This is a genomic window from Dyella sp. LX-66, assembly GCF_018599165.1.
Classification (GTDB): domain Bacteria; phylum Pseudomonadota; class Gammaproteobacteria; order Xanthomonadales; family Rhodanobacteraceae; genus Dyella_D; species Dyella_D marensis.
Genome location: NZ_JAHFVJ010000004.1, coordinates 330,257 through 352,732 on the forward strand (window position 1 = coordinate 330,257; position 22,476 = coordinate 352,732).

Annotated in this window: 19 protein-coding genes; 8 read left to right on the forward strand and 11 right to left on the reverse strand. The window is 67.2% G+C overall.

What is annotated here, in order from left to right; genetic code table 11:
• Positions 1-111 precede the first annotated feature (111 nt).
• The 5 genes from KK141_RS10260 to KK141_RS10280 are packed head-to-tail and all read left to right on the forward strand — an operon-like array spanning position 112 to position 7,291.
• On the forward strand, positions 112-1,332 hold the full coding sequence (locus tag KK141_RS10260) for a siderophore biosynthesis protein PvsA (RefSeq protein WP_214570494.1): 1,221 nt from the start codon (positions 112-114) through the stop codon (positions 1,330-1,332).
• Positions 1,329-3,119, forward strand: a complete 1,791-nt coding sequence (locus tag KK141_RS10265; protein WP_214570493.1) for an IucA/IucC family siderophore biosynthesis protein — start codon at positions 1,329-1,331, stop codon at positions 3,117-3,119. Before KK141_RS10260 ends, KK141_RS10265 begins: the two co-directional genes overlap by 4 nt.
• On the forward strand, positions 3,119-4,285 hold the full coding sequence (locus KK141_RS10270; protein ID WP_214570492.1) for an MFS transporter: 1,167 nt from the start codon (positions 3,119-3,121) through the stop codon (positions 4,283-4,285). Before KK141_RS10265 ends, KK141_RS10270 begins: the two co-directional genes overlap by 1 nt.
• Positions 4,263-6,017 (forward strand): IucA/IucC family protein, encoded by a 1,755-nt coding sequence (locus tag KK141_RS10275; RefSeq protein WP_214570491.1) that lies wholly within the window; start codon positions 4,263-4,265, stop codon positions 6,015-6,017. Before KK141_RS10270 ends, KK141_RS10275 begins: the two co-directional genes overlap by 23 nt.
• A 26-nt stretch (positions 6,018-6,043) precedes the next feature.
• On the forward strand, positions 6,044-7,291 hold the full coding sequence (locus tag KK141_RS10280) for a type III PLP-dependent enzyme (protein ID WP_214570490.1): 1,248 nt from the start codon (positions 6,044-6,046) through the stop codon (positions 7,289-7,291).
• Between the two features lie 96 nt (positions 7,292-7,387).
• Here KK141_RS10280 and KK141_RS10285 read toward each other — a convergent pair whose 3' ends face one another.
• From KK141_RS10285 to KK141_RS10305, 5 genes are all read right to left on the reverse strand, one after another.
• Positions 7,388-9,091 (reverse strand): hypothetical protein, encoded by a 1,704-nt coding sequence (locus tag KK141_RS10285; protein WP_214570489.1) that lies wholly within the window; start codon positions 9,089-9,091, stop codon positions 7,388-7,390.
• Positions 9,092-9,134: 43 nt separating this feature from the next.
• The gene (locus KK141_RS10290; RefSeq protein ID WP_214570488.1) at positions 9,135-10,607 is read right to left on the reverse strand and encodes an FAD-dependent monooxygenase; all 1,473 of its coding nucleotides are present in this window, start codon (positions 10,605-10,607) and stop codon (positions 9,135-9,137) included.
• A gap of 129 nt (positions 10,608-10,736) precedes the next feature.
• The gene (locus KK141_RS10295; protein ID WP_214570487.1) at positions 10,737-11,846 is read right to left on the reverse strand and encodes a serine hydrolase domain-containing protein; all 1,110 of its coding nucleotides are present in this window, start codon (positions 11,844-11,846) and stop codon (positions 10,737-10,739) included.
• 100 nt (positions 11,847-11,946) lie between these two features.
• Positions 11,947-13,197 (reverse strand): alginate export family protein, encoded by a 1,251-nt coding sequence (locus KK141_RS10300; RefSeq protein ID WP_250901695.1) that lies wholly within the window; start codon positions 13,195-13,197, stop codon positions 11,947-11,949.
• Positions 13,197-13,340 (reverse strand): nuclear transport factor 2 family protein, encoded by a 144-nt coding sequence (locus KK141_RS10305; RefSeq protein ID WP_214570485.1) that lies wholly within the window; start codon positions 13,338-13,340, stop codon positions 13,197-13,199. The genes KK141_RS10300 and KK141_RS10305 overlap by 1 nt, the downstream gene beginning before the upstream one ends.
• A gap of 258 nt (positions 13,341-13,598) precedes the next feature.
• Between KK141_RS10305 and ribA the strand changes: the two genes are divergently transcribed.
• Both ribA and KK141_RS10315 read left to right on the forward strand, forming a co-directional pair.
• Complete coding sequence (gene ribA, locus KK141_RS10310; RefSeq protein WP_214570484.1) at positions 13,599-14,255, forward strand: GTP cyclohydrolase II; 657 nt, start codon at positions 13,599-13,601, stop codon at positions 14,253-14,255.
• On the forward strand, positions 14,252-14,587 hold the full coding sequence (locus KK141_RS10315; protein ID WP_214570483.1) for a putative quinol monooxygenase: 336 nt from the start codon (positions 14,252-14,254) through the stop codon (positions 14,585-14,587). The genes ribA and KK141_RS10315 overlap by 4 nt, the downstream gene beginning before the upstream one ends.
• 9 nt (positions 14,588-14,596) lie before the next feature.
• Here KK141_RS10315 and KK141_RS10320 read toward each other — a convergent pair whose 3' ends face one another.
• The 4 genes from KK141_RS10320 to KK141_RS10335 form a co-directional block, all read right to left on the reverse strand.
• Positions 14,597-15,277, reverse strand: a complete 681-nt coding sequence (locus KK141_RS10320; protein WP_214570482.1) for an HlyD family secretion protein — start codon at positions 15,275-15,277, stop codon at positions 14,597-14,599.
• Positions 15,278-15,703: 426 nt separating this feature from the next.
• Positions 15,704-16,303, reverse strand: coding sequence for a hypothetical protein (locus tag KK141_RS10325; protein ID WP_214570481.1), 600 nt, complete (start codon positions 16,301-16,303; stop codon positions 15,704-15,706).
• A gap of 288 nt (positions 16,304-16,591) precedes the next feature.
• Positions 16,592-19,108 carry a hypothetical protein gene (locus tag KK141_RS10330; protein WP_214570480.1) on the reverse strand — a complete coding sequence of 839 codons (2,517 nt, stop codon included), beginning with the start codon at positions 19,106-19,108 and terminating at the stop codon, positions 16,592-16,594.
• Positions 19,109-19,471: 363 nt separating this feature from the next.
• Entirely contained in the window at positions 19,472-20,080 is a 609-nt protein-coding gene (locus KK141_RS10335) for a hypothetical protein (protein WP_214570479.1), read from the reverse strand.
• Between the two features lie 83 nt (positions 20,081-20,163).
• Here KK141_RS10335 and KK141_RS10340 point away from each other — a divergent pair, with 83 nt between their 5' ends.
• Positions 20,164-20,616 (forward strand): nuclear transport factor 2 family protein, encoded by a 453-nt coding sequence (locus tag KK141_RS10340; protein ID WP_214570478.1) that lies wholly within the window; start codon positions 20,164-20,166, stop codon positions 20,614-20,616.
• A 38-nt stretch (positions 20,617-20,654) separates the two neighbouring features.
• On the opposite strand, the gene KK141_RS10345 is transcribed toward KK141_RS10340, so the two are convergent.
• Positions 20,655-21,323 carry a Type 1 glutamine amidotransferase-like domain-containing protein gene (locus KK141_RS10345; protein ID WP_214570477.1) on the reverse strand — a complete coding sequence of 223 codons (669 nt, stop codon included), beginning with the start codon at positions 21,321-21,323 and terminating at the stop codon, positions 20,655-20,657.
• A 5-nt stretch (positions 21,324-21,328) separates the two neighbouring features.
• Positions 21,329-22,345, reverse strand: coding sequence for a patatin-like phospholipase family protein (locus KK141_RS10350; RefSeq protein ID WP_214570476.1), 1,017 nt, complete (start codon positions 22,343-22,345; stop codon positions 21,329-21,331).
• Between the last annotated feature and the right edge of the window lie 131 nt (positions 22,346-22,476).

Here is a 22,476-nt window from a genome sequence, read left to right on the forward strand (position 1 = left end):
TCGGCCGACCGCCGAGGATGCCGTGTGGATGGCTTGCGCGCGTTCTCGCGCCCCGGCCATGACCGGCATCCGCGGAGTCGCCACGCGCAGACCTCTCACACGGATATCTTCATGACCGACAACCTGTCGCCCCTGGTGATCCTGACCCACGTATGCCACGCGGCGGTCACCGATGGTTTCCTTCCCGCCGCGCATCGCCTGGGCCTGCCCGTGGTGGTGCTGACCGATCACCGGCTGGAGCACCTGGAATATTTCGGCCGCGCGCCGGAACACGCGCCGCAGCAGCTGATCGAATGCGACGTGTTCAATCCGCTGAGCGTGATCGACGTGCTGCACGGCGCGGGCATCCGGCCGGCCGCGGTGTTCTCCAACAGCGATCATCTGCAGACCGCCACCGCACTGGTGGCGGAAGCGTTCGGCCTGCCGGGCAAACCGTGGCGCGTGTGCTACGCCGCGAAGAACAAGGCCGCCATGCGCGAGCGCCTGCGTTCGCTCGGCCTGCCCGCACCGTGGTTCGAAAGCCTGATGCCGGGCCAGGCCATCCCCGCGCATGCGCCGTGGCCGCTGATCGCCAAGCCGCGCGAGGGCGTGGCCAGCCTCGACGTGCAGCTGTGCGCCAACCCCGACGAGTTGCAGCACTACCTGCAGGCGTTCTGGCAACGCCACCCGGGGCGTGCGGTGCTGCTGGAGGAATTCCTGCACGGTCCGCTGTTCACGCTGGAGACGCTGAGCGACCGGCGGCGCACGCAGGCCGTGGGCGGCTTCGACGTGAGGCTGTCGGAGCCGCCGCATTTCATCGAACTGGAAGCGCGCTGGAATGGCCCCGCCGGCACGCAGCAGCGGCAGCAGGCGCTGGCCCAGGTGCTGGCCTTCGGCGTGGACTTCGGTGTCTGCCACAGCGAATTCATTCTTACCGAACGCGGCCCGGTGCTGGTCGAAATCAACTACCGCAGCATCGGCGACGGCCGCGAGTTCATGCTCGACCGCATGTATGGCGAGCGCTGGTTCGAGACCATCCTGCGCCTGCACCTGGGCGAACCGCTCGTACCGCTGCAACCGGCCAGCCAGCACGCGCTGGTGCGCTACTACGTGGCCAGCGAGGAAGGCCGGCTGCTGCAGATCAGCGACGACCGGGCGCAGCAGCACGAGCGCGCGCACGTGGCGTACCGGCGGCTGCGGCAACAGGGCGACGAGATCCGCCTGAGCCGTTCCAACAAGGACTACCTGGGCACGCTGAGCATCGTGGCGGAGACCGAGCACGATCTCGGCCAGGCACTGGAAGCGACCGAGCCGAGCTTGCAGTGGCGCATCGCGCAGGGAGCCGACGCATGAACCGCGGCGACAACAGCTATATCGCCTGGCGCATCATCGACTGCTGCCTGCGCGAGGACCTGCGCGGGATCGTGCACCGCGGCAGCGAAGCGGCGCCCGCGCCGGCAGCGCGGCAGGTATGGCCTGAACAGAGCTTCCCCGAACGCTGGTGGCGCATCGCCCACCTGCCCGGCGGCGTACTGTGGCTGCCTGTGCAGGCCAGCGATTACATGCAGAGCCTGCGCGCCCTCGGCGACGGATGGCTGCGCGAGACGCCGCAAGGCCTGGCCTACGAGCATGGCGCGGATGCGTGGCTGGCGCTGCTGGCGGAAGGGCTGGACGAGGAAACCTGTCAGCTGCATCGCGACTACGCCGCTGAAGCCCGCTGCGCCGCCGAACATCGCACGCTGTCGCGCCAGGCCTATCGAACGCGCACCGACGCGCTCGCCGGCACGCTGAATGCTCCCACCTGGGACGAACGCGCCCTGCGCTGCGACCAGGTGGCGAGCTATCGCGACCATCCGTTCTATCCGACCGCGCGCGCCAAGTCCGGCTTCGGCGAAACGGATATGCGCGCCTATGCGCCGGAGTTCGATCCGAGCTTCGCGTTGCGCTGGCTGGCGGTGCCGCGCGATGCGCTGCAGCTCACCACACCACAACCCGCATTCTGGCCCGGCATGCGCGATGTAGGGCTGGATGAAACGCTGGCCGCGACGCATACCCTGCTCCCCGTGCACCCGCTGACCTGGCCGCGCCTGGACGAGGGTGACGCTTTCCCGCTGCCGCCGGATACGCATCGAGCACCGCTCGCCTGGCTGTCGGTACGGCCCACGCTGTCGGTGCGCACCGTGATGCCGGTGAACCATCCCGGCTGCCACATCAAACTTCCCCTGCTGATGCGCACCCTCGGCGCGCTCAACCTGCGCCTGATCAAGCCGTCGACGCTGTACGACGGCCACTGGTTCGCCCAGGCGCTCACCGCCATCGAAGAAAACGACGCAGCGCTGCGCAACCGCTACGTGCACGTGGACGAAGCGCACGGCGGCCACGTCGACGAAGCCAGGCATCTCGCCTACCTGGTGCGCGGCTACCCATCCCTGCCCGACGCCACCCTGGTGCCTGCCGCCGCGCTGAGCAGCACCATGCCCGATGGCCGTCCATTCGCCGCGCATCTCGCCGACCGCTTCCACCAAGGCGACCTGCTCGCCTGGTGGCAGTCGTACGTGTCGCTGCTCAGCGACGTGCACCTGCGCCTGTGGCTCGCCTACGGCGTGGCACTGGAAGCCAACCAGCAGAACACCGTGCTGATCTATGCCCCGGAACAGGCGCCGCGGCTGCTGATGAAGGACAACGACTCCGCCCGCGTCCTGCTGCCGCGCCTGCGCGCGCGCCTGCCGCGGATCGAATCGCTCGGCGCCCTGCGCGATCCGCGCATTCCGGTCGAGGACGATGCCGCCCTGGCGCGGATGTTCTGCACCATCATCCTGCAGCTGGATCTGCTGGCCGTGCTCGAAGGCGTGGCCGAATGGCAAGCGGCGTGGCGCGAACCGATGTACGCGGTGCTGCGCCGCACGCTGCGCGCCACGCTGGTCGAACTGGAACGCCAGGGCATCGACACGCAACCGGCCGAACGGCTGCTGCAATCGCCCTGGCTGCCGGTGAAATACCTGCTCAGCGCGGGCAGCCTGCTCAGCAAGCGCATCACCGGGGCCAGCGACATCAACAAGTTCTACGGCGACAGCGGCCCCAACTTCATGCTGGCCGACGAAACGGCGGCAGGCGCACGCCACGCCGACGGAGCGGCTTGATGCGCACGCTCGCTTCCGTGCTGGCCGCCCACTACCTGGCGGCGTTCACCGCGCTGGGCATGCCGGTGTTCATGCCGCGCGTGCTCGAAGGCCTGGCGCCCGGCGCGCCCGACTGGCTGAGCGGCCTGCTCTACGTGCTGCCCACCGTGTGCACGGCACTGACGGCCACGGCCTGGGGACGGCTGGCCGACCGCTATGGCCGCAAGCTTTCGCTGATGCGCGCGCAGGCCGGCCTGGTGCTGGGCTTCCTGATGGCGGGCTTCGCGCCGAACCTGGCCTGGTTCGTATGCGCCTTGATCGTGCAAGGCACCTGCGGCGGTTCGCTGGCGGCGGCCAACGCCTATCTGGCGACGCAGGCGCAAGGCCAGTCGCTGACGCGCGCGCTGGACTGGACGCAGTTCTCCGCGCGCCTGGCGATGGTCACCGCGCCGGCCTTGCTCGGCCTGGCAACGGGCCTGGGCCTGGCGCAGACGCTGTACCGCTACCTGGCCGTGCTGCCGCTGCTCGCGCTGCTGCTCACCTGGCTGCTGCCGGCCGACCCGGTGGCCAGAAGCTCCGCCGCCAACGCCAAGCCGCAAGCCGCGGACGATCTGTGCGAACTGGCGCCGCTGCTGCTCGTGCAGTTTTTCTTCTACTTCGCCATGGTCGTCACCTTCCCCTATTTCATTTCCTACAGCGAAGCGCTGGGCGTGGGCAGCGACAGCCACGCCGGCCTGTACTACAGCCTGCCGCACCTGGTGTACCTGGTGCTGCTGCCCTGGCTGCGCGCGCGCAGCTCCGCACCGCAACGGCCGCTGCTGATCGGGCTGGGCCTGTTCTCGCTGGCCTGTCTTGGCCATGCGCTGCTGGCCGACCCGGGCCTGCTCGCACCGGCGCGCGTGCTCTACGGCATCGGCATGCTGCTGGCCATCGGCGGACTCAATCGCGCGCTCAGCCAGCACGCCGGGCAAGGCGGCGCGGGACGGCTGTTCGGCCGCTTCGACGCCTGCGGCAAATGGGCCGGCGCGCTGGGCGGCGTGGCCGCCGGCGCACTGGTGCATCGCTGGGGCCTGGTCACGCCGTTTATCGCCGCGGCCTCCGCGGGCGCCATCGCGCTGCTCTGCGCGGCGCGCATCTATCTCTTTCTTCCATCGAGGCAAACCTATGTTTCAGCAAGCGATGCGTGAACAGTGGTATGCGGCCCAGGCCGATGCGCAGGCGATCGCCTGCTGGCTCAACTGCTATCTGCGCGAGTTCGCGCTGCCGCGCGGCCAGGCCGAGCTCGATTACCGCGGACTCGACCGCCCGGCCGGCCTCGCGCTCGGCGAAGGCCCGCTGCTGCGCATCGGCTTCGCGCAGTCCGGCTACGCACTATGCGTGCGGCTCGGCCATGGCAGCCGCCTCGGGCGCTGCACCTATACGTCGGCGCCGTATCTGAAGGCCGCAGGCGAAGGCTGGCGCTGCGCCGATGCGCACGCCACCATCCATTTCCTGCTGGAACGCCTGGCGCCGGAATGCGGCTTCAATGCCGAACTGCTGGCGCAATGCGACAACAGCATCGAGATCACGCGCCATCTGCTGGAGCTCTCCGAAAGCGCGGCGCCCAGCGGCGACGCGCTGATCGACGCCGAGCAAGGCATGCTGTGGGGCCATGCGCTGCATCCCACGCCCAAGAGCCGCGAAGGCGTGCCGCTGGCGCAGGTGCTGGCCTGCTCGCCGGAAGCGCGGGTGCAGGTTCCGCTGTACTGGTTCCGCATCGATCCGGGCCTGCTGCGCACCCTGGGCCGCGATGCGCGCGCCACGCTGGCCAAGGTGGCCGGTGCAGAACACCTCTACCCCTGCCACCCGTGGGAAGCCGAGCGCCTGCTCGCCCATCCGCTGCTGCAGCAGGCGCGCGAACGCGGCCTGATCGAACCGCTGGGTCCGCTGGGCATGCCGCTGCAGCCAACCTCGTCGGTGCGCACCATGTACCACGCGGAGCTCGACTACTTCCTCAAGATGTCGATCCACGTGCGCCTCACCAACTGCGTGCGCAAGAACGCCTGGTACGAACTGGAAAGCGCGGTGGCGATGACCGCGCTGCTGGAACCGGTGTGGCGCGACGTGAGCGAACGCGTGCCGGGCTTCGGCGTGATGCTGGAACCGGCGGCGACCACGCTGGACTTCAGCGCGCTGGGCGGCGACGCCGAAGCGCACCGCGAACTGGCCGAGAGCTTCGGCATCCTCTATCGCGACAACCCCGCCGCGCTGGTGCGCGAGCGCTACCACCCGCAAGTGGCCGGCGCCCTGTTCGCCACCGACCGCCACGGCGCCAGCGTGTGCAAGACGATGCTGCGCCAGTCCGCTTCTTCCGCCGGCTATGCGCGCGCGGCCACCGCTTGGTTCGAAGCCTATGCCGGCCTGCTGCTGGACGGCGTGTGGCTGGCCTTCTTCAAACACGGCATCGTGCTCGAACCGCATCTGCAGAACACCGTGATCGGCTTCGACCGCGGCATGCCCGCGCGCCTCTGGGTGCGCGACCTGGAAGGCACCAAGCTGGTGCGCGAACGCTGGCCGGAAGCCTCGCTGGCCGGCCTATCGGAACGCGCGCGGCAGTCCGTGCATTACGGCCAGGAGCTGGGCTGGAAGCGCGTGGCCTACTGCGCCCTGGTCAACAACCTGGCCGAGGCGATCTTCCATCTGGCCGACGGCGACGGCGCACTCGAAGAGCGGCTGTGGTCGTGCATCGGCGCCATCGCGCAGCACTGGCAGGAGCGCCACGGCGCGCAGCCGCTGCTGCAAGGCCTGCTCGAAGGCGCGGCCCTGCCCAGCAAGAACAACCTGCGCACGCGCTTGTTCAAGCGCGCCGACCGCGACTCCGACTACACCCATCTGCCCAACCCGATCAGCCCGCCGGCCGCCGCGCGCCAGGTGGCTTGAATCCCGCTTCGACCAGGTATCCACGCATGACCCTGCATTGCCCACCCGAACGCATCGAAGCGCAGATCGCCCAATGGCGCGCCGAATCGCCCGAACCGATCTGCGCCTACCTCTACGATCTGCAGGCGCTGCAGCAGCATGTGCGCTGGATGCGCGAAGCGCTGCCCGAAGGCTGCGAGCTGTACTACGCCGCCAAGGCCAACCCCGAGGCGCCGGTGCTGCAGACCGTGGCGCCGTGGGTGGACGGCTTCGAAGCGGCCTCCGGCGGCGAACTGCGCTGGCTGCACGAGCAGCAGGCGGATCATCCCCTGCTGTTCGGCGGCCCCGGCAAGCTGGACAGCGAACTGGCCCTTGCCGCATCGCTGCCTTATTGCACGCTGCACGTGGAAAGCCTGGGCGAACTCGCCCGCCTCGCGTCCATCGCCGAGCGCGGCGGCAGGCCGGTGCCGATCTTCCTGCGCATGAACATCGCCGTGCCCGGCGTCGGCGACACGCGCCTGATGATGGGCGGCAAGCCCACGCCGTTCGGCATGGACGAGCAGGATCTGCCGCAGGCGGTGGCGATCCTGCGCGAGCATCCCGCGCTGCGGCTGGAAGGCTTCCATTTCCATCTGATGTCGCACCAGAAGGACGCGCAGATGCAGCTCGCCCTGGTGCGCGCCTATCTCGATATCGCGCAGCGCTGGAAAGCCGCCTACGGCCTGGATATCGGCACGGTCAACGCTGGCGGCGGCTTCGGCGTCGACTACGCCGAACCGTCGGCCTCCTTCGACTGGCTGGGGTTCTGCACCGGCCTGCGCGAGGTGCTGCGCCAGCATGCGCATGGCCTGAAGCTGCGCTTCGAACCGGGCCGCTACGTCAGCGTCGCCTGCGGCTGGTATGCGATGGAAGTCATCGACATCAAGCGCAGCCACGGCGAGTACTTCGCGGTGGCGCGCGGCGGCACCCATCATTTCCGCACGCCGCCCGCGCAAGGCCACGACCATCCGTTCCGCATCCTGCGCGGCCAGCGCGCCGCGGTTATCGAAAACGAACGCGTCACCCTGGTCGGCCAGCTGTGCACGCCCAAGGACGTACTGGCGCGCGCGCAACCGGTGGAGGCCCTGGCGATCGGCGACTGCCTGCTGTTTCCCCTGGCCGGCGCCTATGCCTGGAATATCTCGCACCAGAACTTCCTGATGCATCCGGCACCGCGCATGGAGTTTCTCGAAAGCCATCCATTGCGGGAACAGAAGCCGTGGACGAACAGGCAAGGCCGCAGCACGGCGTTCTGACGTTGATCAACACGAACGCCGTGCGTCGGGCACCATAACCGGCGATGCCCCACCCTCCATGGGCTTGAGCGGGACATCGCCGGCGCGCCGGCAAGCCTATGGCTTGATGACTGCTATCGAGGTCGGCTGGGAAAGATCGATGTACTCCCCGCGCGAGGAGAGCACGCGCATCAGATCATGATTCTGCACCGTGCCATTGAAGGAGGCACCACGGTTGCGTTCGTCGTAGAGAACCACCTTCGCACCGGAATCGGCCTGTACCAGCACGTCATCCTTTCTGATCCAGTCCGGCAGATACCTCAGCGCCACGTTGCCGGGAGGAAGACAGTACGTCTCGGCCGACATCAGGCTGACGATGCATCCCAGTGGTTTGGCGCTACCGCTGTCCACCCGTATCGACCGTGGCATGGAGAAGTTCAGATACTGGCCGTTGGCGGCCTTTATGTTCTGCAGCAACAGGTTTTCAACCGTTCCATTGAAACTGGCTACGCGGTTGAAGGACAGGTTGTCCATCGGGGAGAGCGTCACGGTCACTCCGCTATCGGCCTGCACGTCGACTTTCTTCCCGTAGATCCAGTCGGGGACCTTCGCCGACACCTCGCCTGGCTTGAGACAGAACGAACGCCTCAACGCTGCGTTCTGCGTATCTGCCAGAACAATGCACCCCTTCGGCCTTTCACGGGAAAGCAGGCGAACCCCGGGAAAAATTCCCTTGATCCAACCAGCGCGGGCAGATGCACGTACAGCCAGAGCGTTGGTGTCCTCCCCCTCGATCACCCATTGGGTGAACCTGACGGCTACTCCCACGATGGTGGGCTTTCCATTCTGGAACTGCCACAAAGCCGAACCGCTGTCGCCACGCTGGGGGCTTGCCCAGTACCGCGATGGCCCGACGGGATCATAGGGAATGAGGATCGCATCAGGGTGGTGCGGAACGTACTCCGGCATGAGTCGGCCAATGTTGCGGCCGTACAGTCTTCTGCCACCGGTCTTTGGCAGGTAGTCGCTACGTACATCGTCGCCCACTCCCCATTGTCCATAGCCGACCAACATGGTCGTCACTCCATCCTCGGTTCTATCCGGCGTGTCCTTGATGATGGGTTGTTCCAGCGGAGCCCCGGCATCGTCCCGCGGCGTCCTCAGGCGCGGCAGCCTTAGAATCGCGATATCCGCATAAGCACCGATATCCTGATTGTTCTCGTTGCCGACGTACTCGGGAGGCACGAAAGCCCTGCCCATCCCTTCAGCAATGACATAGCTTGAGCCGAAGAAGCTCACGTACATCAACTTCGAGGTGCTTTCCATTTTTGGCAGGCAATGCGCCGCCGTGAGGATATAGCTCCAATGGGTTTCCTCACCGATCCATGTGGCGGTGCAATTGTTAATCAGGTTTTCCTTTTTTACTTCAATCTGCCCTACGGCCAGCCATGGCTTTGCATAGCTGAATTGCCGCAAAGTGTCGAAAACGCCTTGCTCCCGGATGCTCTCCGCCACCCGATCGAGGCGGCCGCCGTATTTCTTGAAGGTAGCCTGATCGACCGTTACCGCAGAGACCGGCGCCGCCAGAACAAGACCAAGAATCATCGAGCTGCTGAATAGAACTTTCATGACTACCACCCCGCAAAGTGCAACGTTGATGGGAGTCTCGATTGTGTCCGTCGAGCGCATTCGAAAAACGGCGTAGAAACGGCTTTTCAAGAAAATCAGACTACCCCTAGTCATCGCAACCATTTCTGGCCAAGTGATCCAACCGATTTCTTGCGGAACTGCCTTATCGCCCTTGCCGCTGGCGCCAGCCATTTCAAATCAGGCTTCGTGTGAACCCACGGCGCTCGCGCGAGGTCTACGGCGAGCTAGCTGATGGAGCGCCAAACCAGCTGCATACGGCATGGGCCAACCCATCCGCTGAGCCTTGCCCCACCCACGCCACATAGCCATCGGGACGGATCAGCACCGCGGACGGCGCGTCGACGCAGCCCAGCACGGGGAGTTCCCACGGCCCTTCGCAGCCTGCATCGACGCGGCGCAGGCGATCGGACCACGGCGCGATCGCCGCATCGAGCGCGCCGCGCGCGGCGAAGTTGAGCAGCAGCGGGCGCGCTTCGTGCAGCAGGCTGAAGACGCGCAAGGGGCCGCCGGCGGTGAGCAGGTCCAGGTCGGGCATGCGCCGTCCCAGCAGCGGATGCCCTTCGCCGAAGTCGTAGCGGATGCCCAGCCCGGTCACCTCCGCCGCCATGCGCTTGCGCGGTTCGTCCATGGCAAGGAATTCGGTGAGGTATTCGTCCAGCGCCAGGCTGCGCTCGTCCCTGCGCTGCAGCGCGACGTGGGCCATGGTGTTGCGCAGCACGCGCGCGGCGACCGGGTGGCGTTCGGCCTGATAGGTATCGAGCAGGCGGTCCGGCGCCGTGCCCTTGATCACCTGCGCCAGCTTCCAGCCGAGATTGGCCGCGTCCTGCACGCCCAGGTTGAGTCCCTGCCCGCCCATCGGCGGATGCACGTGGGCGGCGTCGCCGGCCAGCAGCACGCGCCACTCGCGATACGCCGCGGCCTGGCGGCTGAGATCGGTGAAGCGCGACACCCAGCTGGCATCGTGGATGCCGAAGTCGGTGCCGTAGACGGTGGCCAGGGCGGCACTTACTTCCTGCACCGACGGGTCGCCGGCCGAGTTCAGCCGCGCCTCGGTCAGCACGATGCGCGCGCGGCCGTCCTCGGCCTTGCCGATGCCGTGCGTGCCGATCGCATCGTGGCGGAAACCCCAGGCGGGTTCCTCGCGCATCGAGGCTTCGGCGATCAGCCAGCTCTTGGTGGCATCCCAGCCGGCGAATGCGATGCCCGCCGTCTTGCGCACGATGCTGCGGCCGCCATCGCAGCCGACCAGGTACGAAGCGCGCAATGAACCGCCATCGGCCAGCGCTACGCTGACGCCGCTGTCGTCCTGCTCGAAACCCGCCACCTCGCGCTCGCGATAGAACGTCACCGGCAGCGCGGCGATCCAGCTAGCCATGATGCGCTCGATATGCTTCTGCCACAGCCCGAGCACGTAGTTGTGCCGCGTGGGAAAGTCGCTGACGTCCAGCGCGACATGGAAATACGCGTGCGGGTGCGGCTTGCCTTCCGCCACGAACCAGTCGGCGATGCCGCGCTGGTCGAACACTTCCAGCGTGCGCGCATGCAGGCCGCCCGCGCGCGAACCGGGCAGATCCTGGTTGGCGCGCTTCTCGACGATCGCCACATCGATGCCCGCCAGGGCCAGTTCACCGGCCAGCATCAAACCCGTCGGGCCACCGCCGACGATCACCACATCGTGCTCTGCCATCGCATCGCTCCCAAGGCTGTCGATACCGACAAGGCCGGCGATGCTGCGCCTGGCCCCCGGCCTTACGGCAAGCCCGGGGGTGCGCTATACTCTGGAAGCGGCGGGGAACAGCACTATTCCCCGCTTTTTTTATGCCTGCGCTCCGGCCGCGAACACCGCTTCGCCGAACTCGTCGATGGTCTTCTGGCTCAGGTCGGTGTTGTTGAGCAGCACCAGGGTGGCCTGGCCGTCGAGCCGGTGCGCCAGCAGCGAGCGGTAGCCGTCGGTGCGCCCCGTCTCCCATGCAAATGCCCGTGCCGCGCCATCGGCCTGCACGGTCTTGACGCGGCCACCCAGCGCATACGATTCCGTCGGCACCAGGATCGTGCTCAGCGTCTTGCGCGATGCCTCGCTCAGCAGCGAACCGCCGTAAACACCGTCGGCCGCGCGCACGAGATCGGTCGCCGTGCCGCAATAGCCACCCGACGCCACCATGTACACCAGTTGCGGATTCATCTTGCGCACCGGCGGCTCGATCGTGGCGTAGCCGACGGCAACCTGGGCGCGCGCCTCGTCGGTGTAGCGCGGCAGTACGTGCTTGAGTCCCAGCGGCGTGAGTACGAGCGCATCGATAGCCTGCGCGAACTCCTGGCCGGTGACGTGTTCGACGATGCCCTTGACCAGGATCCAGTTGGTCAGGTCGTACGAGAACCGGCTGCCCGGCTCGAACGCCAGGTCGCCCGAACAGAACGCCTCGATCGCCTCGCCCGTGGTGTACGGCTTGGTCCATATCGCCGGATCGGCCTTGACGTGCGGCGAAAAGCCATTGGGAATGCCGCTGCAATTGGACAGCAGGTGCTTGAGCTTCACCTTGGCGCCGTTGTCGGCGCGATAGCCGTCCAGGTAGTCGCCGATCGATCCGTCCAGCGCCAGCTTGCCCCGCTCGACCAGCCGCAAGATGGCCACCGAGACGAACCACTTGCTGATCGATGCCAGGGGATAGAGCGTGTCGACCGTGGCGCGGCGCCCCCCTTCCACATCGGCCATGCCGAAGGCTTCGGACAGCACCACCCGCTGCTTGCGCACCAGATGGATGACGCCGTGAAAGCCGTTCGCCTTGACGAAATCGTCGACGACCGCCTTCACACTCTTGCCTGCGCCCTTGTCCGCCCCGGCTTGCGCCGCCAGCAGCGAAGGCGCCAGCCACGCGCCGGCCAGCGCACCCGCCATGCCTTGTACGAAACGACGCCTGCTCGCCATGCCCCACCTCCGCCCGGAGTGCGCGCCGCGCACTTGCCAGCCCAGACTTATCGACGCAAGGCAGACGAGGCGATAAGTGCCGGAAGTTGGCTCCCGCTGTTTACGGCTGGCGGCCGAAGCGGTACTGCGCGATCAGCCAGAGCTTGCGCTCGTCCACGCCATAGCCGCGTGCGCGGTAGTCGCCGTACTGCATTTCCAGCGTCACGCCGCTGCCCACGTCGAACAGCACGCCGGCATCGAACTCGTTGCCCAGCGCCGGCCCGCCCAGCACCGGGGTGAAGTGGCGATAGACCACCTGCCAGCTTGCCTTGCGCGCGAGCGGCAGGCTGCCGAAGGCGCCGGCGTAGCGGTCGCGCAATCCCGCCACGGGAATGCGGAACGCACCGACCCAGCCGTTGAAGGCTCGCGCCGCACCGTAGGCGACGTTGAGCGGCGTGCGGCCGTTACCGTCCAGACGCTCCTCGCCGGCCTTGAGCGAGAACGGTGCGTAGCCGTAGCTCACTTCGGCCAGGTGATAGCCCAGGCTGAAATGCGCGGGGTTGTTGCCGTAGTCGTGCTGGCGGGCCACGTCGGCGACCCAGCCCAGGCTGGCGCCCTCGGGTCCGAGCTTGCGTGTACCGCTCCAGCGCAGGCCCAGCGTGCGCACCGAATTGGCCGGCCGCGTGCTGTTGCGGATGAAATAGCCGTAGGCGGTGAGCTTGCCCAGCGGCAAGGCCTGATCCAGGTGCAGCAGATGCGCGCTGAGTTTCCAGCGGCGCTGCTGGCGGTCGGGGAAATCCTCGCCCACCGTGCGGTTGACCTGGTCCAGCCAGTGGTAACCGAGTTCCGCACCCTCCCACGCCTTCCAGGCCACGCCCACGCCGTCGAAGGATTGCGAGGTCTGCCGCCAGCCGTTGCTGCTGATGAAGCGGCCGCCGTCCATCACCACGTACTGGCGGCCGACGCGCACGCGCACGTCGTCGTTGCGGTATTCCAGCCAGGCATTGGTCAGGCCGGTCGATTTCGGATCGGCCTCGACGGGGTATGGCAGGCGGCGGCCGGAAGTGTCGTCGTACTGGCGCCCGAACAGCGAACGCACCGCGGTGCCTTCGGCGTAGGCGCTCCAGCCGTTGCCCAGCGCCCAGCGATAGCCGAACTGCAGGCGCACTGTATTGGCATGCCCGCGCAGCGGCGCCGACTGCGAATACAGGTTGCTGTAGCGATAGCGCAGGTCGACGAACGCTCCGCTGGTGGCAGGCGCTTCGCCCGCCGCCGCCGACATCGCCGCCATCGTCCCGGCCAGGCCGATGCAGGAGCGCCGCCACGCCTTGGCGAACCTGCGCCCCAGGCCCGCCGCACCGCCCTCGCGCATCACGAAACGTGTTCCGGCATTGGCGAGGAAGGGTGATTGATGATTTTCCACTGGCCGTCGGTCCTCTTGTAGACATAGGTGTAGCGTGCCAGCGCTTTCCGCGCCTTGCTGTTCTTGCTCAGCCTGAAAGTATAGGTGCCCATGTCCACCGCGGCGGCGCTGGCGCCCAGTCATTTGGGGCCTCGTTGCGGGAGCCGGCGCCCGGGCGAAACGTTAGAATGGCGCGTTGTCTCAAAGCCCTGAGAGATCGAATCACGGCCGCCCAGGCGAACGCTGTGTTCCCGATGCAGGCCTGTTGGTTCCGCCGGGCGCGCCTTATACAACCAATCAGGGTGCGTTGAGCACACACCTGATCATCCCCATCTATAGACGCGGCCTCCCCCAGCCTCGAGATCATCTCCATGTCCTCTTCCTGCGTGCACGCCGTTCCGCTCGACAAGACGCCCAGCGTGCGCACCACCGCGCAGTTGCCGCTCCATCTCGCCGACGGGCGCGAGGCGGCCGGCCTGATGTACAGCTTCCACGGCCTGTCCGACGGCAAGGAGCATTTCGCCCTGCGCCTGGGCGCCGGCACGGCCGACGCGCCGCTGGTACGCCTGCATTCGGAATGCACCACCGGCGACGTGCTCGGCTCGGCGCGCTGCGATTGCGGCCCGCAGCTGCAGGAATCGCTGACGCGCCTGCACGAGGAAGGCGGGTATCTGCTCTATATGCGCCAGGAAGGCCGCGGCATCGGCCTGTACGCCAAGCTCGACGCCTACCGCCTGCAGGAACAGGGCCACGACACCTACGCCGCCAACCGCGCGCTGGGCCATGGCGACGACGAGCGCGACTACACCGCCGCCGCCGAGATGCTGAAGGCGCTGGGCCTCAGCCGCATCACCCTGATCACCAACAACCCCGACAAGCGTGCGCAGCTGGAAGCGCTGGGCATCGAAGTGGCGGCCGTGCGCCCCACCGGCGTGTTTTCCGGCCGGCACAACCTGCGCTATCTCGAAGCCAAGGTCCGTCACACCCGCCACACCCTGCTGCTGCCGGCCGCTGCGGAAGAAGCGTGAGCGCGCACGGCGGCGCGCCGGGGCCATCCATGCAGGGCCCCATCACCGTGCTCGCCTACCCCACCGTCGCGCCGGACTGGCGCGAGCGTTTCCTGCAGGCCTTCGACGTGCTGGCGCGGCATACGCGGGCCGAACCGGGCTGCCTGGCATTCCAGCTGCACGCGCACGCCACCGATGCGGGCAAGTTCGTGGTGCACGAAGTGTTCGCCGACAAGGCCGCGCTCGACGCGCACGTGGCGGCACCGCATACGCGGGACTTCATCGACTTCATCAACATCACCGGCAGCACGCTGTCGTGCCAGCCGTGGTATCCGCTCGAACGGCCGGCCTGACTTAAAGCCTCAGCTCTCGGCCAGCTGCTGGCGCTCCAGCAGGATGTCCGCATCCAGCGTCATGCCCGGGATCAGCGGCTCGGTGCGGCCGTCGATGATCGAACTGTGCTGGTCCAGCCACACCCTTACGCGAAAACGCGGCCCGTCCGTCGGACGCCCCAATAGCCGCGTGGCGCGGTTGGCCGAGATCGCCAGCAGCGAACGCGACAGCACGCGCCCGCTGTAGCGCCCGAAGCGCTGGTGCGGGAAGGCGCGATAGCGGATCACCACCACGGCGCCCTTGCGCATGAAATCCAGCGAGGGTTTGTCCACCCACAGTTCCGCCAGCAAGCGGGAGGCGGAAGCGGCAGGCGCACCGGTAAGTTGCACATCCTGCAGGCACTCGCGCGGCAGCACGCTGGCGACCACGCCGGAGACCGGTGCGCGCACGATGGTGGCGCGCCGCGCCACGCTCTTCGGCGCCGGCCTGGGCGCGCCCTCCCATGCCAGCTGCCATTGCAGGCCGCTGCGCAGGATGTCGATGATCAATTGCGCCAGCCGGGCCAGCAGCTGGGTGCGCTGCTGCTGCAACAGCTGGATGCGGTGCTGGCGCTTCTTGTGCTGCAGGCGCTCGAGCTGGTTGCGGCGCAGTTGCAGCCGCTTGAGCTGATGGCGCTTGGCGGGCGGTCTTCTGGGTTGGAGCTGCTGCAAGTCCGTATCCTCAACCTGCACGTTCCGTGGGATCGTCCATGCGATCAACGCGTCGACGTTGTGCCTACCTGGCATGGGTGGCGTATGGCCGCGCCGCCGGCTGTTCGACTCTCCCCTTGCGCCCTCGCCGCTGCAGTAGCGGCGCGTCATCCGGGCTGGGGACAATTTTTCGCGCGGAGCATACGGGAACGCACGGTCGGAAAGAGGACATTCGCCGGTCAAATAGGGCCAGTCTTATCAAACCGGGATGCAGTGCCTGGGCCATCTGTGATGCGGATTCGTCTGTCACGACGCGCAGCACATGCCAGTTGCCCTGCGGTGGATGTCGATGACATCCGCCGCAAGGCCTTTCCACCACCTCAAGACGGCGGAATCAATTCGACGGGACGGGCCGCGCGGCGATACCGCCCGGACCAGAACGGAACCTCACTCCACCCGGTCCACGTTCCACGGGTTGGCCGGCTGGCTGTCGTTCGCCACCCAGAACCGGCTCGCGCCGCTGATGGGGCCCTCCGCCCAGAATGCCCAACCGCCGCCTCCGTCATAGAACTCGGCCATCCGGAAGCCTTCGCCGAACTTGCCGGAACAGAGGTTGTCCGCCACGGTCCGCGACGTCAGCGTGGCGCCCGCCACCGGCCCGGTCAGGCGGATCTCGCCCTGCGCCCATCCGCTGTATTTGTCCAAAGCGATCGACGACGGCGCCGCACGGCCATCCTGCCTCAGGCAAAGCACGGGCAGCGAGATATGCGGTTCGGTATCGCCGAACAACGGATTGGAATGTTGGTGATCGTCGAAACCGACGTGCGAAAACGAGCCCTGGGCGCCCAGCAAGGTCCAGGTCATGCCTTTGTGAGTGGCCGGCGCAGGGGGCGCCGCAATGGCCAGCCCCACGCTCATGCAAGCCGGCGCAATGACGAGTCCGCGCCAGCATCGCATCGCCCCCCGCAGGGACGCCGCGTGCGCTTGAAGCAGCCTGCTGCCGCGAAGGTTGAAAACATATCGGACTACATGCTTGCGGATGCTCATGATCGCTCTCCCACGGATTGAACCGACTGCCACGGCAACTCCATGCCCGCCGCCCTTGGCACGGCGCTCGCATTACGCCGGCACCGGCGCCTCCATGGGAAAAAAAGATAGCCCCCTCGTCCGGTGAACAATGCCCGCCGCTGCGCAGCCACGGCCTGATCGGCGCTTCGCGGACAAGCTCCAGTCATTTCCATACCGCCCACAAAAAAAGGTGCCATGCCGCAAGCATCCCGATGCTCGCGTCATGGCACCCCGACGAACGATGGAACTAGAACATCCGCTCCCGGATCAGTTCCACGGGTTCGCCGGCTGGTCGTTGATCGCCACCCAGAACCGGCTGGCGCCGCTGATCACGCCCTGCGCCCACCAGGTCCAGCCGCCGCCGCCGTCATGGAACTCGCCCATGCGGAAACCGCTGCCGAAGGTGGAGGCGCACAGGTTGTCGGCCACCGCGCGCGAGGTGAGCGACAAGCCCTGCACCGGGGCGGTCAGGCGGATCTCGCCCTTCGCCCAGCCATTGTTGTACGGGTCGAAGGTCATCCCCGGCGGCGCGGCGCGGCCGTCCTGGCGCAGGCACAGCACCGGCAGCGCGGTGGCCGGGTTGGTGTCGCCCTGGTACGGGTTGCTGGTCGAGTCGATGCCCACGTGCGAGTACGAGCCGTTGGTGCCGATCAGCTTCCAGGTCAGGCCCAGGTGCACGTGCGCGTTGTTCACCGTCACCGTGCGCTGCGTGGCCTTGCCCAGGTTGCGGCCGTGCGCGTCGCTCAGCGCCGTCACGCGCAGCAGCGGCGAACCGGTCGCGGCCCAGGTGTGCGAGGCATTGACGCCGGTGGCGGCCGGACCGCTCACCGCCGACGCGGCGCTGCCGTCGCCCCAATCCACCGAGAAGTTGACGTTGTCGGCATACGGCCAGCACGAGCGCATCTTCGCCGTATAGGTCTGCGCCGCACCCGCCGGCACCGTGGCCGGACCGACCGCCATCGGCGTGACGGCACGCGAACCGGCACCGCCCAGCAGATCCCAGTACGCCACGTGCCAGCGCGGCGAGGTGTAGATGTCCTTGCGCCATTCCTTGGTGATGAAGGTATCGGCCTGGCCGGTCACCTTCAGCTGCCAATCGAGGTCGAAGGTCAGCGCGTCGACGGTTTCGAACGTGCCGTCGCCATCCGCATCGCCGCAGTTGTTGCCGTAGAAACCCCACAGGTCACCCATGATGTACGGGCGGATGCCGACCTGCGCATAGGCGAAGCTGTCGCTGTACAGATAACCGCGGAACGCCACCTGCGCATACAGCGAAGGCTGGAAGCGTCCGGAAACGCTGGCCGTCACCGGCTGCGTGCCAAGGTCTGTGGTATCCAGCGACTGGCTGCCCGTGCAACCCGAACTGGTGCAGTTGTAGTCGAAGTAGCCGGACACCATCCTGCGTCCGCTGTAGGTCACCGAGCCGGTCACCGTCGCGGTGATGCCCTTCTTGTCGAAGCCCGCGGTGATCGGCAGGTTGAAGCCGATATGCACCGGGATCGGGCCGGCCATGAAGTTGATCGAGAACAGGAAGGGCTTGGCGATCTGCCACTCCCAGGCCTTGGGGTTGGCATAGGTGATGGAACCGCTCACCGTCGCGCCCTGGTCGATCTTGGCCGTACCGTTCACCCGCGCGTAGCGGAACTTCACGCCGTACGGCACGCACACGAACCAGATGCCCGTGCGCTTGAGCGTGATCTGGATTTCGCCGGTGGCGTTGACGTTGGCGGTGCCCGACAAGGTCACGTTGCCGGTGAAGCCGCTGCTGGCGTCGCCCAGGTTGTAGTTGCTGTTGATCGGCGAGCCCCAGTTGAAGGCCTTGTTCTTGGTGATGTCCTTGTCACCGCAACCGAGGATGCCCATGCGGCTGACATTGCTCGACGCCATCATCGAGGCGGAATCCGCCTGCGCCGACAGATCGATCAGCCGCTGGGTGGGACTGCCCTGCATGGCCGACAGCGCCACTTCGTCGGCAATCGTCTTGCTCACCGAATAGCTCACCGCTTCGCCCGCGGGCGTGGCGGCGATATCGGCGGCGATGGCATCTTTCAGCTGCTGCGGCAGGGGCGAGGCATTCAAGCCGGCCGCGCCGTCCACCTGGTAGAACTGCTCGTTGAAGGCGGCGCCGGTGTCGTCCAGCGTGCCGGCCGTCTGCACCAGCTTCCAGCCCGCGCCGGTCTGCACGGTCTGCTGGTTGAAGTTGGGATCCTGCGGATCCACCGGCGGCGGATCGCCCGCCGAGTTCCACGGATTGGCCGGCTGGTCGTTGATGGCCACCCAGAAGCGCGTGTCGGTGGGCAACTGGCCCGTACCCCAGTACGACCAGCCGCCGCCGCCGTCGTGGAATTCCGCCATGCGCCAGCCGGCGCCGAGCTGGCTGGCGCAGATGCCGTCGGCCTGCGCCTGCGAGGTAAGCGCGCTGCCGGTGATCGGCCCGCTGAGCTGCAGCGCACCCTGCACCCAGCCGTTGCTGTAGTCGAAGGTGATGCCGCCCGGCGCAGCGCGGCCGTCCTTGTACACGCACAGGATCGGCAGCATCTGATCGACCGGGGTGTCGCCCTGGTAGGCATTGGTGATGTCGTCGCGGCCGACATGCACGTAGGCGCCCTGCTGTTCCAGCACGCGCCAGGTCAGGCCGTGGCGGATCGCCGCCGAGGCGGGTTCGGCCATCGCCAGGCCCAGCAGGGTCAGGCAGGCCGGCGCGACGGCGAGCCTGCGCCACCATCGCGACGTTCGTGGACCGTGTCGAGCTACACCTTCATGCGTACCCTTACATGTACTCATGCAACTCTCCTTGTGTGTGGTGGTGCGTTGTTGTGGCTCGGGTGATGACGAACGGCGAAGCCCGGCCCCGGGCGCAGCTTCCTGCGGCAGGCGCAGGCGCACCCGCGCGGGCGCACGTGCCCGTGCCGCGATGGACATGCGACGAAAAACCATGCGCGAACGCGCACGGCTTCAGGGTCGAAGGCGCAGCAGGCCTACAGCAGCAGATGCGTGGTGCGCTTCATGACTCCCCCTGTCCGTGGAAACCCACGACATTGCGTACGTGGGCCGCAGGAATGTGCGCTCGGGGTTGTGATGAAGATGTCTAGGCGCTTCGGGGGCGAGTGCGGGCTGCGTCGCAGTTCGACATGGCAGCGCGAACCGTCATCCCGGCGCAAACTTTCGCCAGGCCAGCACGGCTTGCGGAAACCTTGCGGTCATGTCGATGCCGACGGCTTCGCATGCGTCCAGCACATACGCCAGTGAGCGCGCCGCCTGCCGCGTGGACAACGCTTCGGGCACGTTGAACGTCTCGTACTCGATCGCTTCGAGCAGTTTCGACGACAGGTCGTACAGCCGGTCCGACTGCGCGTCGAACATCTGCCTTATCCAGTCGCGCAGGCCGTGCAGCGGAAAGGCGTCGCGTCCGGCCACTTCGTGCAGGCGCGCCGTCACTTCCGGTTCGACGCCGCGCAACCACTCCGTATAGCCCGCTGCCTGATCCGGCACGGCGAGCGGCGCGGGCGAACGCTCCGGCGCATGCCGCTGCAGGATGTCGCGCTCGATCGCCCGCGCCTGCGCCACGCGCTCCACTTCCAGCAGCAGGCCGCGCTCCAGGTCGAAGTAATCGAAGAAGCGCGGATGCAGCGTGCGGAAACGCAGCAGCGGCTCGCGCGAGAAGCCGATCTTCAGCAGGTCCTGGTCGCGGCACGGCAGCATATAGACGTAGCTGCGGCCGCGGCCCAGCGTGCGGGGCTGGATGAACTCGTCCATCCCCGCAGCATGCGCCAGTTGACCGGCGCTGGCGAAGCGCCGCGCATGCTATACAGGGCCGCCGCCTCGAACCGGAACAGACCATGCGTGCCATCGCCGCCCTTCCCGCGCTGTTGCTTCCCGTGCTTCTGCTGGCCGGCACGCCGGCACGATCCGCACCGAAGGACGACGTCCAGCAGATCCTCCAGGCGGAACGCGATATCTGCGCCGCCTTCGAACGCGAAGACGCGAACTGGCTGGAGCAGCACCTGGACCCGACCTTCACCCTCACCAGCTCCACCGGCAAGGTCACCACGCGCGCCGACGAGGTCGCCGACCTGCGCAGCGGCACGAAGTACGACGTGTTCCGCAACCGCGATTCGAAGGTGCGCGTGTATGGCGATGCGGCGGTGGTCACCGGCATCACCCGCGTCGAAGGCAAGAGCGACGGTAAGCCTTATGCGCTGGATTTCCAGTTCACCGACACCTATGTGCGCAAGCCGGAGGGCTGGGTGATCGTGGCCAGCCATGCGTCGCGGCTGCCGCCGCCGAAGTAGCGAGCGGAAGCGAAACCGGCCGCGCACGGCCTCGCCGGCTAACGCTCGAAGAGCTTCCACTGTCCTTCGGAGACAAGCTCGACGACACCATCCACCACTTTGATGGCGGTGTCGTCGTCGAGCGCATACCCCGGCACCGGCAGCCGCGCGGCCCACTTCACGGCGTCGGCCATGGTGTTGTCCGGGCACATGGGGTTGTCCAGGTGCGGGAAGATCGAGAAGCCGACCAGGCCCAGCGCGCTGTCGCCGCCGGCGGGCGGCTTCCAGCCGATGAACTCCGCGCCGACCTGGGGCGCCATCACCATGCTGCCGGCGCTCAGTCCTACATAGACCGTCCGGCCCAGCGACGGCAACAGCTCCGCCAGGCCGGACTCGCGCATCCAGTGGTGCAGATACAGCGCGTCGCCGCCGCAGACCAGCAAGGCATCGGTCTCCCGCACCAGCGGAACCCAGTTGTCCCTGTCGATGCTGGGCAGCGCGGTCAGCTCGAGCATGCCGACGGATTTCCATCCCAGCTCGACCATCGGCGTGGGCGTCTGTCCGGCGATCTGCCGCCAGGTCATCACCGCGGTCCGCGGCAGCATGCCGTACATCGCGGTGGGGATGCACAGCGCGGTGGACTCGGCGATGGGTTTGCCTAGCAAGTCTTCGAGCGCATTGCGGATACTCGGGTTGCTGACGCCGCCGGAGGTGAGCAGAAGCTTCATCGCCATTACTTCCAACTGTTTCCCACCCAGGTGCGCACCTTCTGCCAGTCGCTGGAGTGCTTGATGTAGTTCTGCGTCGCGCTGACCAGCTCGCCCACGTTCTTGTAGTCGTCCAGCGCGAACGGCTGGGTCAGCGGCACGTTGCCGCGCATGTAGTTGCCGCCCAGCATCTGGCCGGCCTGCACCGCCGCCAGTGCCGCGGTGGCATCCATGGTGAGATTGAGCAGCGCGGTGGCCGGCACCGTGCCGTCGCTGAAAGGCCACAACCAGTGCGTGACGCCCCAGTCCAAGGGGTCGGAGACCGAGTTCATCGGCACGCCGACCGGGTTGGCGCCGGTGCCCAGCGACAGCATGACGATGTCCGACGGGCCGCTGGCGTAGCCCTGGTAGACCGCCTCCACGATCGCCGCCATCGACGGGTTGTTGGCAAAGGTGCCGCCGTCGGCGAAGTAGCCGAAGTCGCCCACGGCATACGGCGGGAAGTAGGTCGGCGCGGCGGAGGTAGCCAGCGCGGCGTCCACCATGCTGATGTTGCGGAATGCGTTGTTCTTGCCGTTGGAGATGGTGCGCGGCATCCAGCTGTTGGCGCTGGCATCCCACAGCTGCGCCGAGTTGACGGCCACGAAGCGGCTCGCCGACGACAGCGGGCCGGTGCCCACCAGCTTCCTGGCCACCGACTGCAGGCCGGTGTTGACGTATTGGCAGCTGAAGATGCCCGGGCCGCTGCCCAGCAGGTCTTCCGCGGTCTGCGCGGGCGCCTTGTCGCGCTGCTTGGCCTGCGCATCGAGCAGCCAGCCATTGGGCGTGAAGATGGTGGAGCCGTCGTGCTGGTAGAGATCGACGATGCTGCCGATATCCACGTTGTTCACCAGCCCCAGCGAGATCAGCCCGCCGGTCGAGGTGCCGGCGAAGCCGTCGGCGCTCTTGATGATGCCGAAGCTGGTGTCCAGGTCCTGGATCAGCAGCGCGGTGATCACGCCGCGGATGCCGCCGCCGTCGCAGCAGAGAATCTTGAATGACATGGTGTCGCCCCCTGTGGTTGACGTCCGTGTTCGCCGCTTTGCGCTCACGAAACCTTCGCAATCTGCGCTTGGGTTTGTGATGGGTATGTCTACGCGGGGGTGTTTTCGGGATGATGACGGCCCCTCATATA

Coding starts and splice junctions, on each gene's coding strand:
- KK141_RS10295 (WP_214570487.1), bottom strand. CDS start 11,846: ATGGCGAGCAGGCGTCGTTTCGTACAAGGCATGGCGGGTGCGCTGGCC.
- KK141_RS10285 (WP_214570489.1), bottom strand. CDS start 9,091: ATGGCTGGCGCCAGCGGCAAGGGCGATAAGGCAGTTCCGCAAGAAATC.
- KK141_RS10335 (WP_214570479.1), bottom strand. CDS start 20,080: ATGGACGAGTTCATCCAGCCCCGCACGCTGGGCCGCGGCCGCAGCTAC.
- KK141_RS10265 (WP_214570493.1), top strand. CDS start 1,329: ATGAACCGCGGCGACAACAGCTATATCGCCTGGCGCATCATCGACTGC.
- KK141_RS10350 (WP_214570476.1), bottom strand. CDS start 22,345: ATGTCATTCAAGATTCTCTGCTGCGACGGCGGCGGCATCCGCGGCGTG.
- ribA (WP_214570484.1), top strand. CDS start 13,599: ATGTCCTCTTCCTGCGTGCACGCCGTTCCGCTCGACAAGACGCCCAGC.
- KK141_RS10280 (WP_214570490.1), top strand. CDS start 6,044: ATGACCCTGCATTGCCCACCCGAACGCATCGAAGCGCAGATCGCCCAA.
- KK141_RS10325 (WP_214570481.1), bottom strand. CDS start 16,303: ATGAGCATCCGCAAGCATGTAGTCCGATATGTTTTCAACCTTCGCGGC.
- KK141_RS10275 (WP_214570491.1), top strand. CDS start 4,263: ATGTTTCAGCAAGCGATGCGTGAACAGTGGTATGCGGCCCAGGCCGAT.
- KK141_RS10260 (WP_214570494.1), top strand. CDS start 112: ATGACCGACAACCTGTCGCCCCTGGTGATCCTGACCCACGTATGCCAC.
- KK141_RS10290 (WP_214570488.1), bottom strand. CDS start 10,607: ATGGCAGAGCACGATGTGGTGATCGTCGGCGGTGGCCCGACGGGTTTG.
- KK141_RS10305 (WP_214570485.1), bottom strand. CDS start 13,340: ATGGGCACCTATACTTTCAGGCTGAGCAAGAACAGCAAGGCGCGGAAA.
- KK141_RS10330 (WP_214570480.1), bottom strand. CDS start 19,108: ATGAGTACATGTAAGGGTACGCATGAAGGTGTAGCTCGACACGGTCCA.
- KK141_RS10300 (WP_250901695.1), bottom strand. CDS start 13,197: ATGCGCGAGGGCGGTGCGGCGGGCCTGGGGCGCAGGTTCGCCAAGGCG.
- KK141_RS10345 (WP_214570477.1), bottom strand. CDS start 21,323: ATGAAGCTTCTGCTCACCTCCGGCGGCGTCAGCAACCCGAGTATCCGC.
- KK141_RS10270 (WP_214570492.1), top strand. CDS start 3,119: ATGCGCACGCTCGCTTCCGTGCTGGCCGCCCACTACCTGGCGGCGTTC.
- KK141_RS10340 (WP_214570478.1), top strand. CDS start 20,164: ATGCGTGCCATCGCCGCCCTTCCCGCGCTGTTGCTTCCCGTGCTTCTG.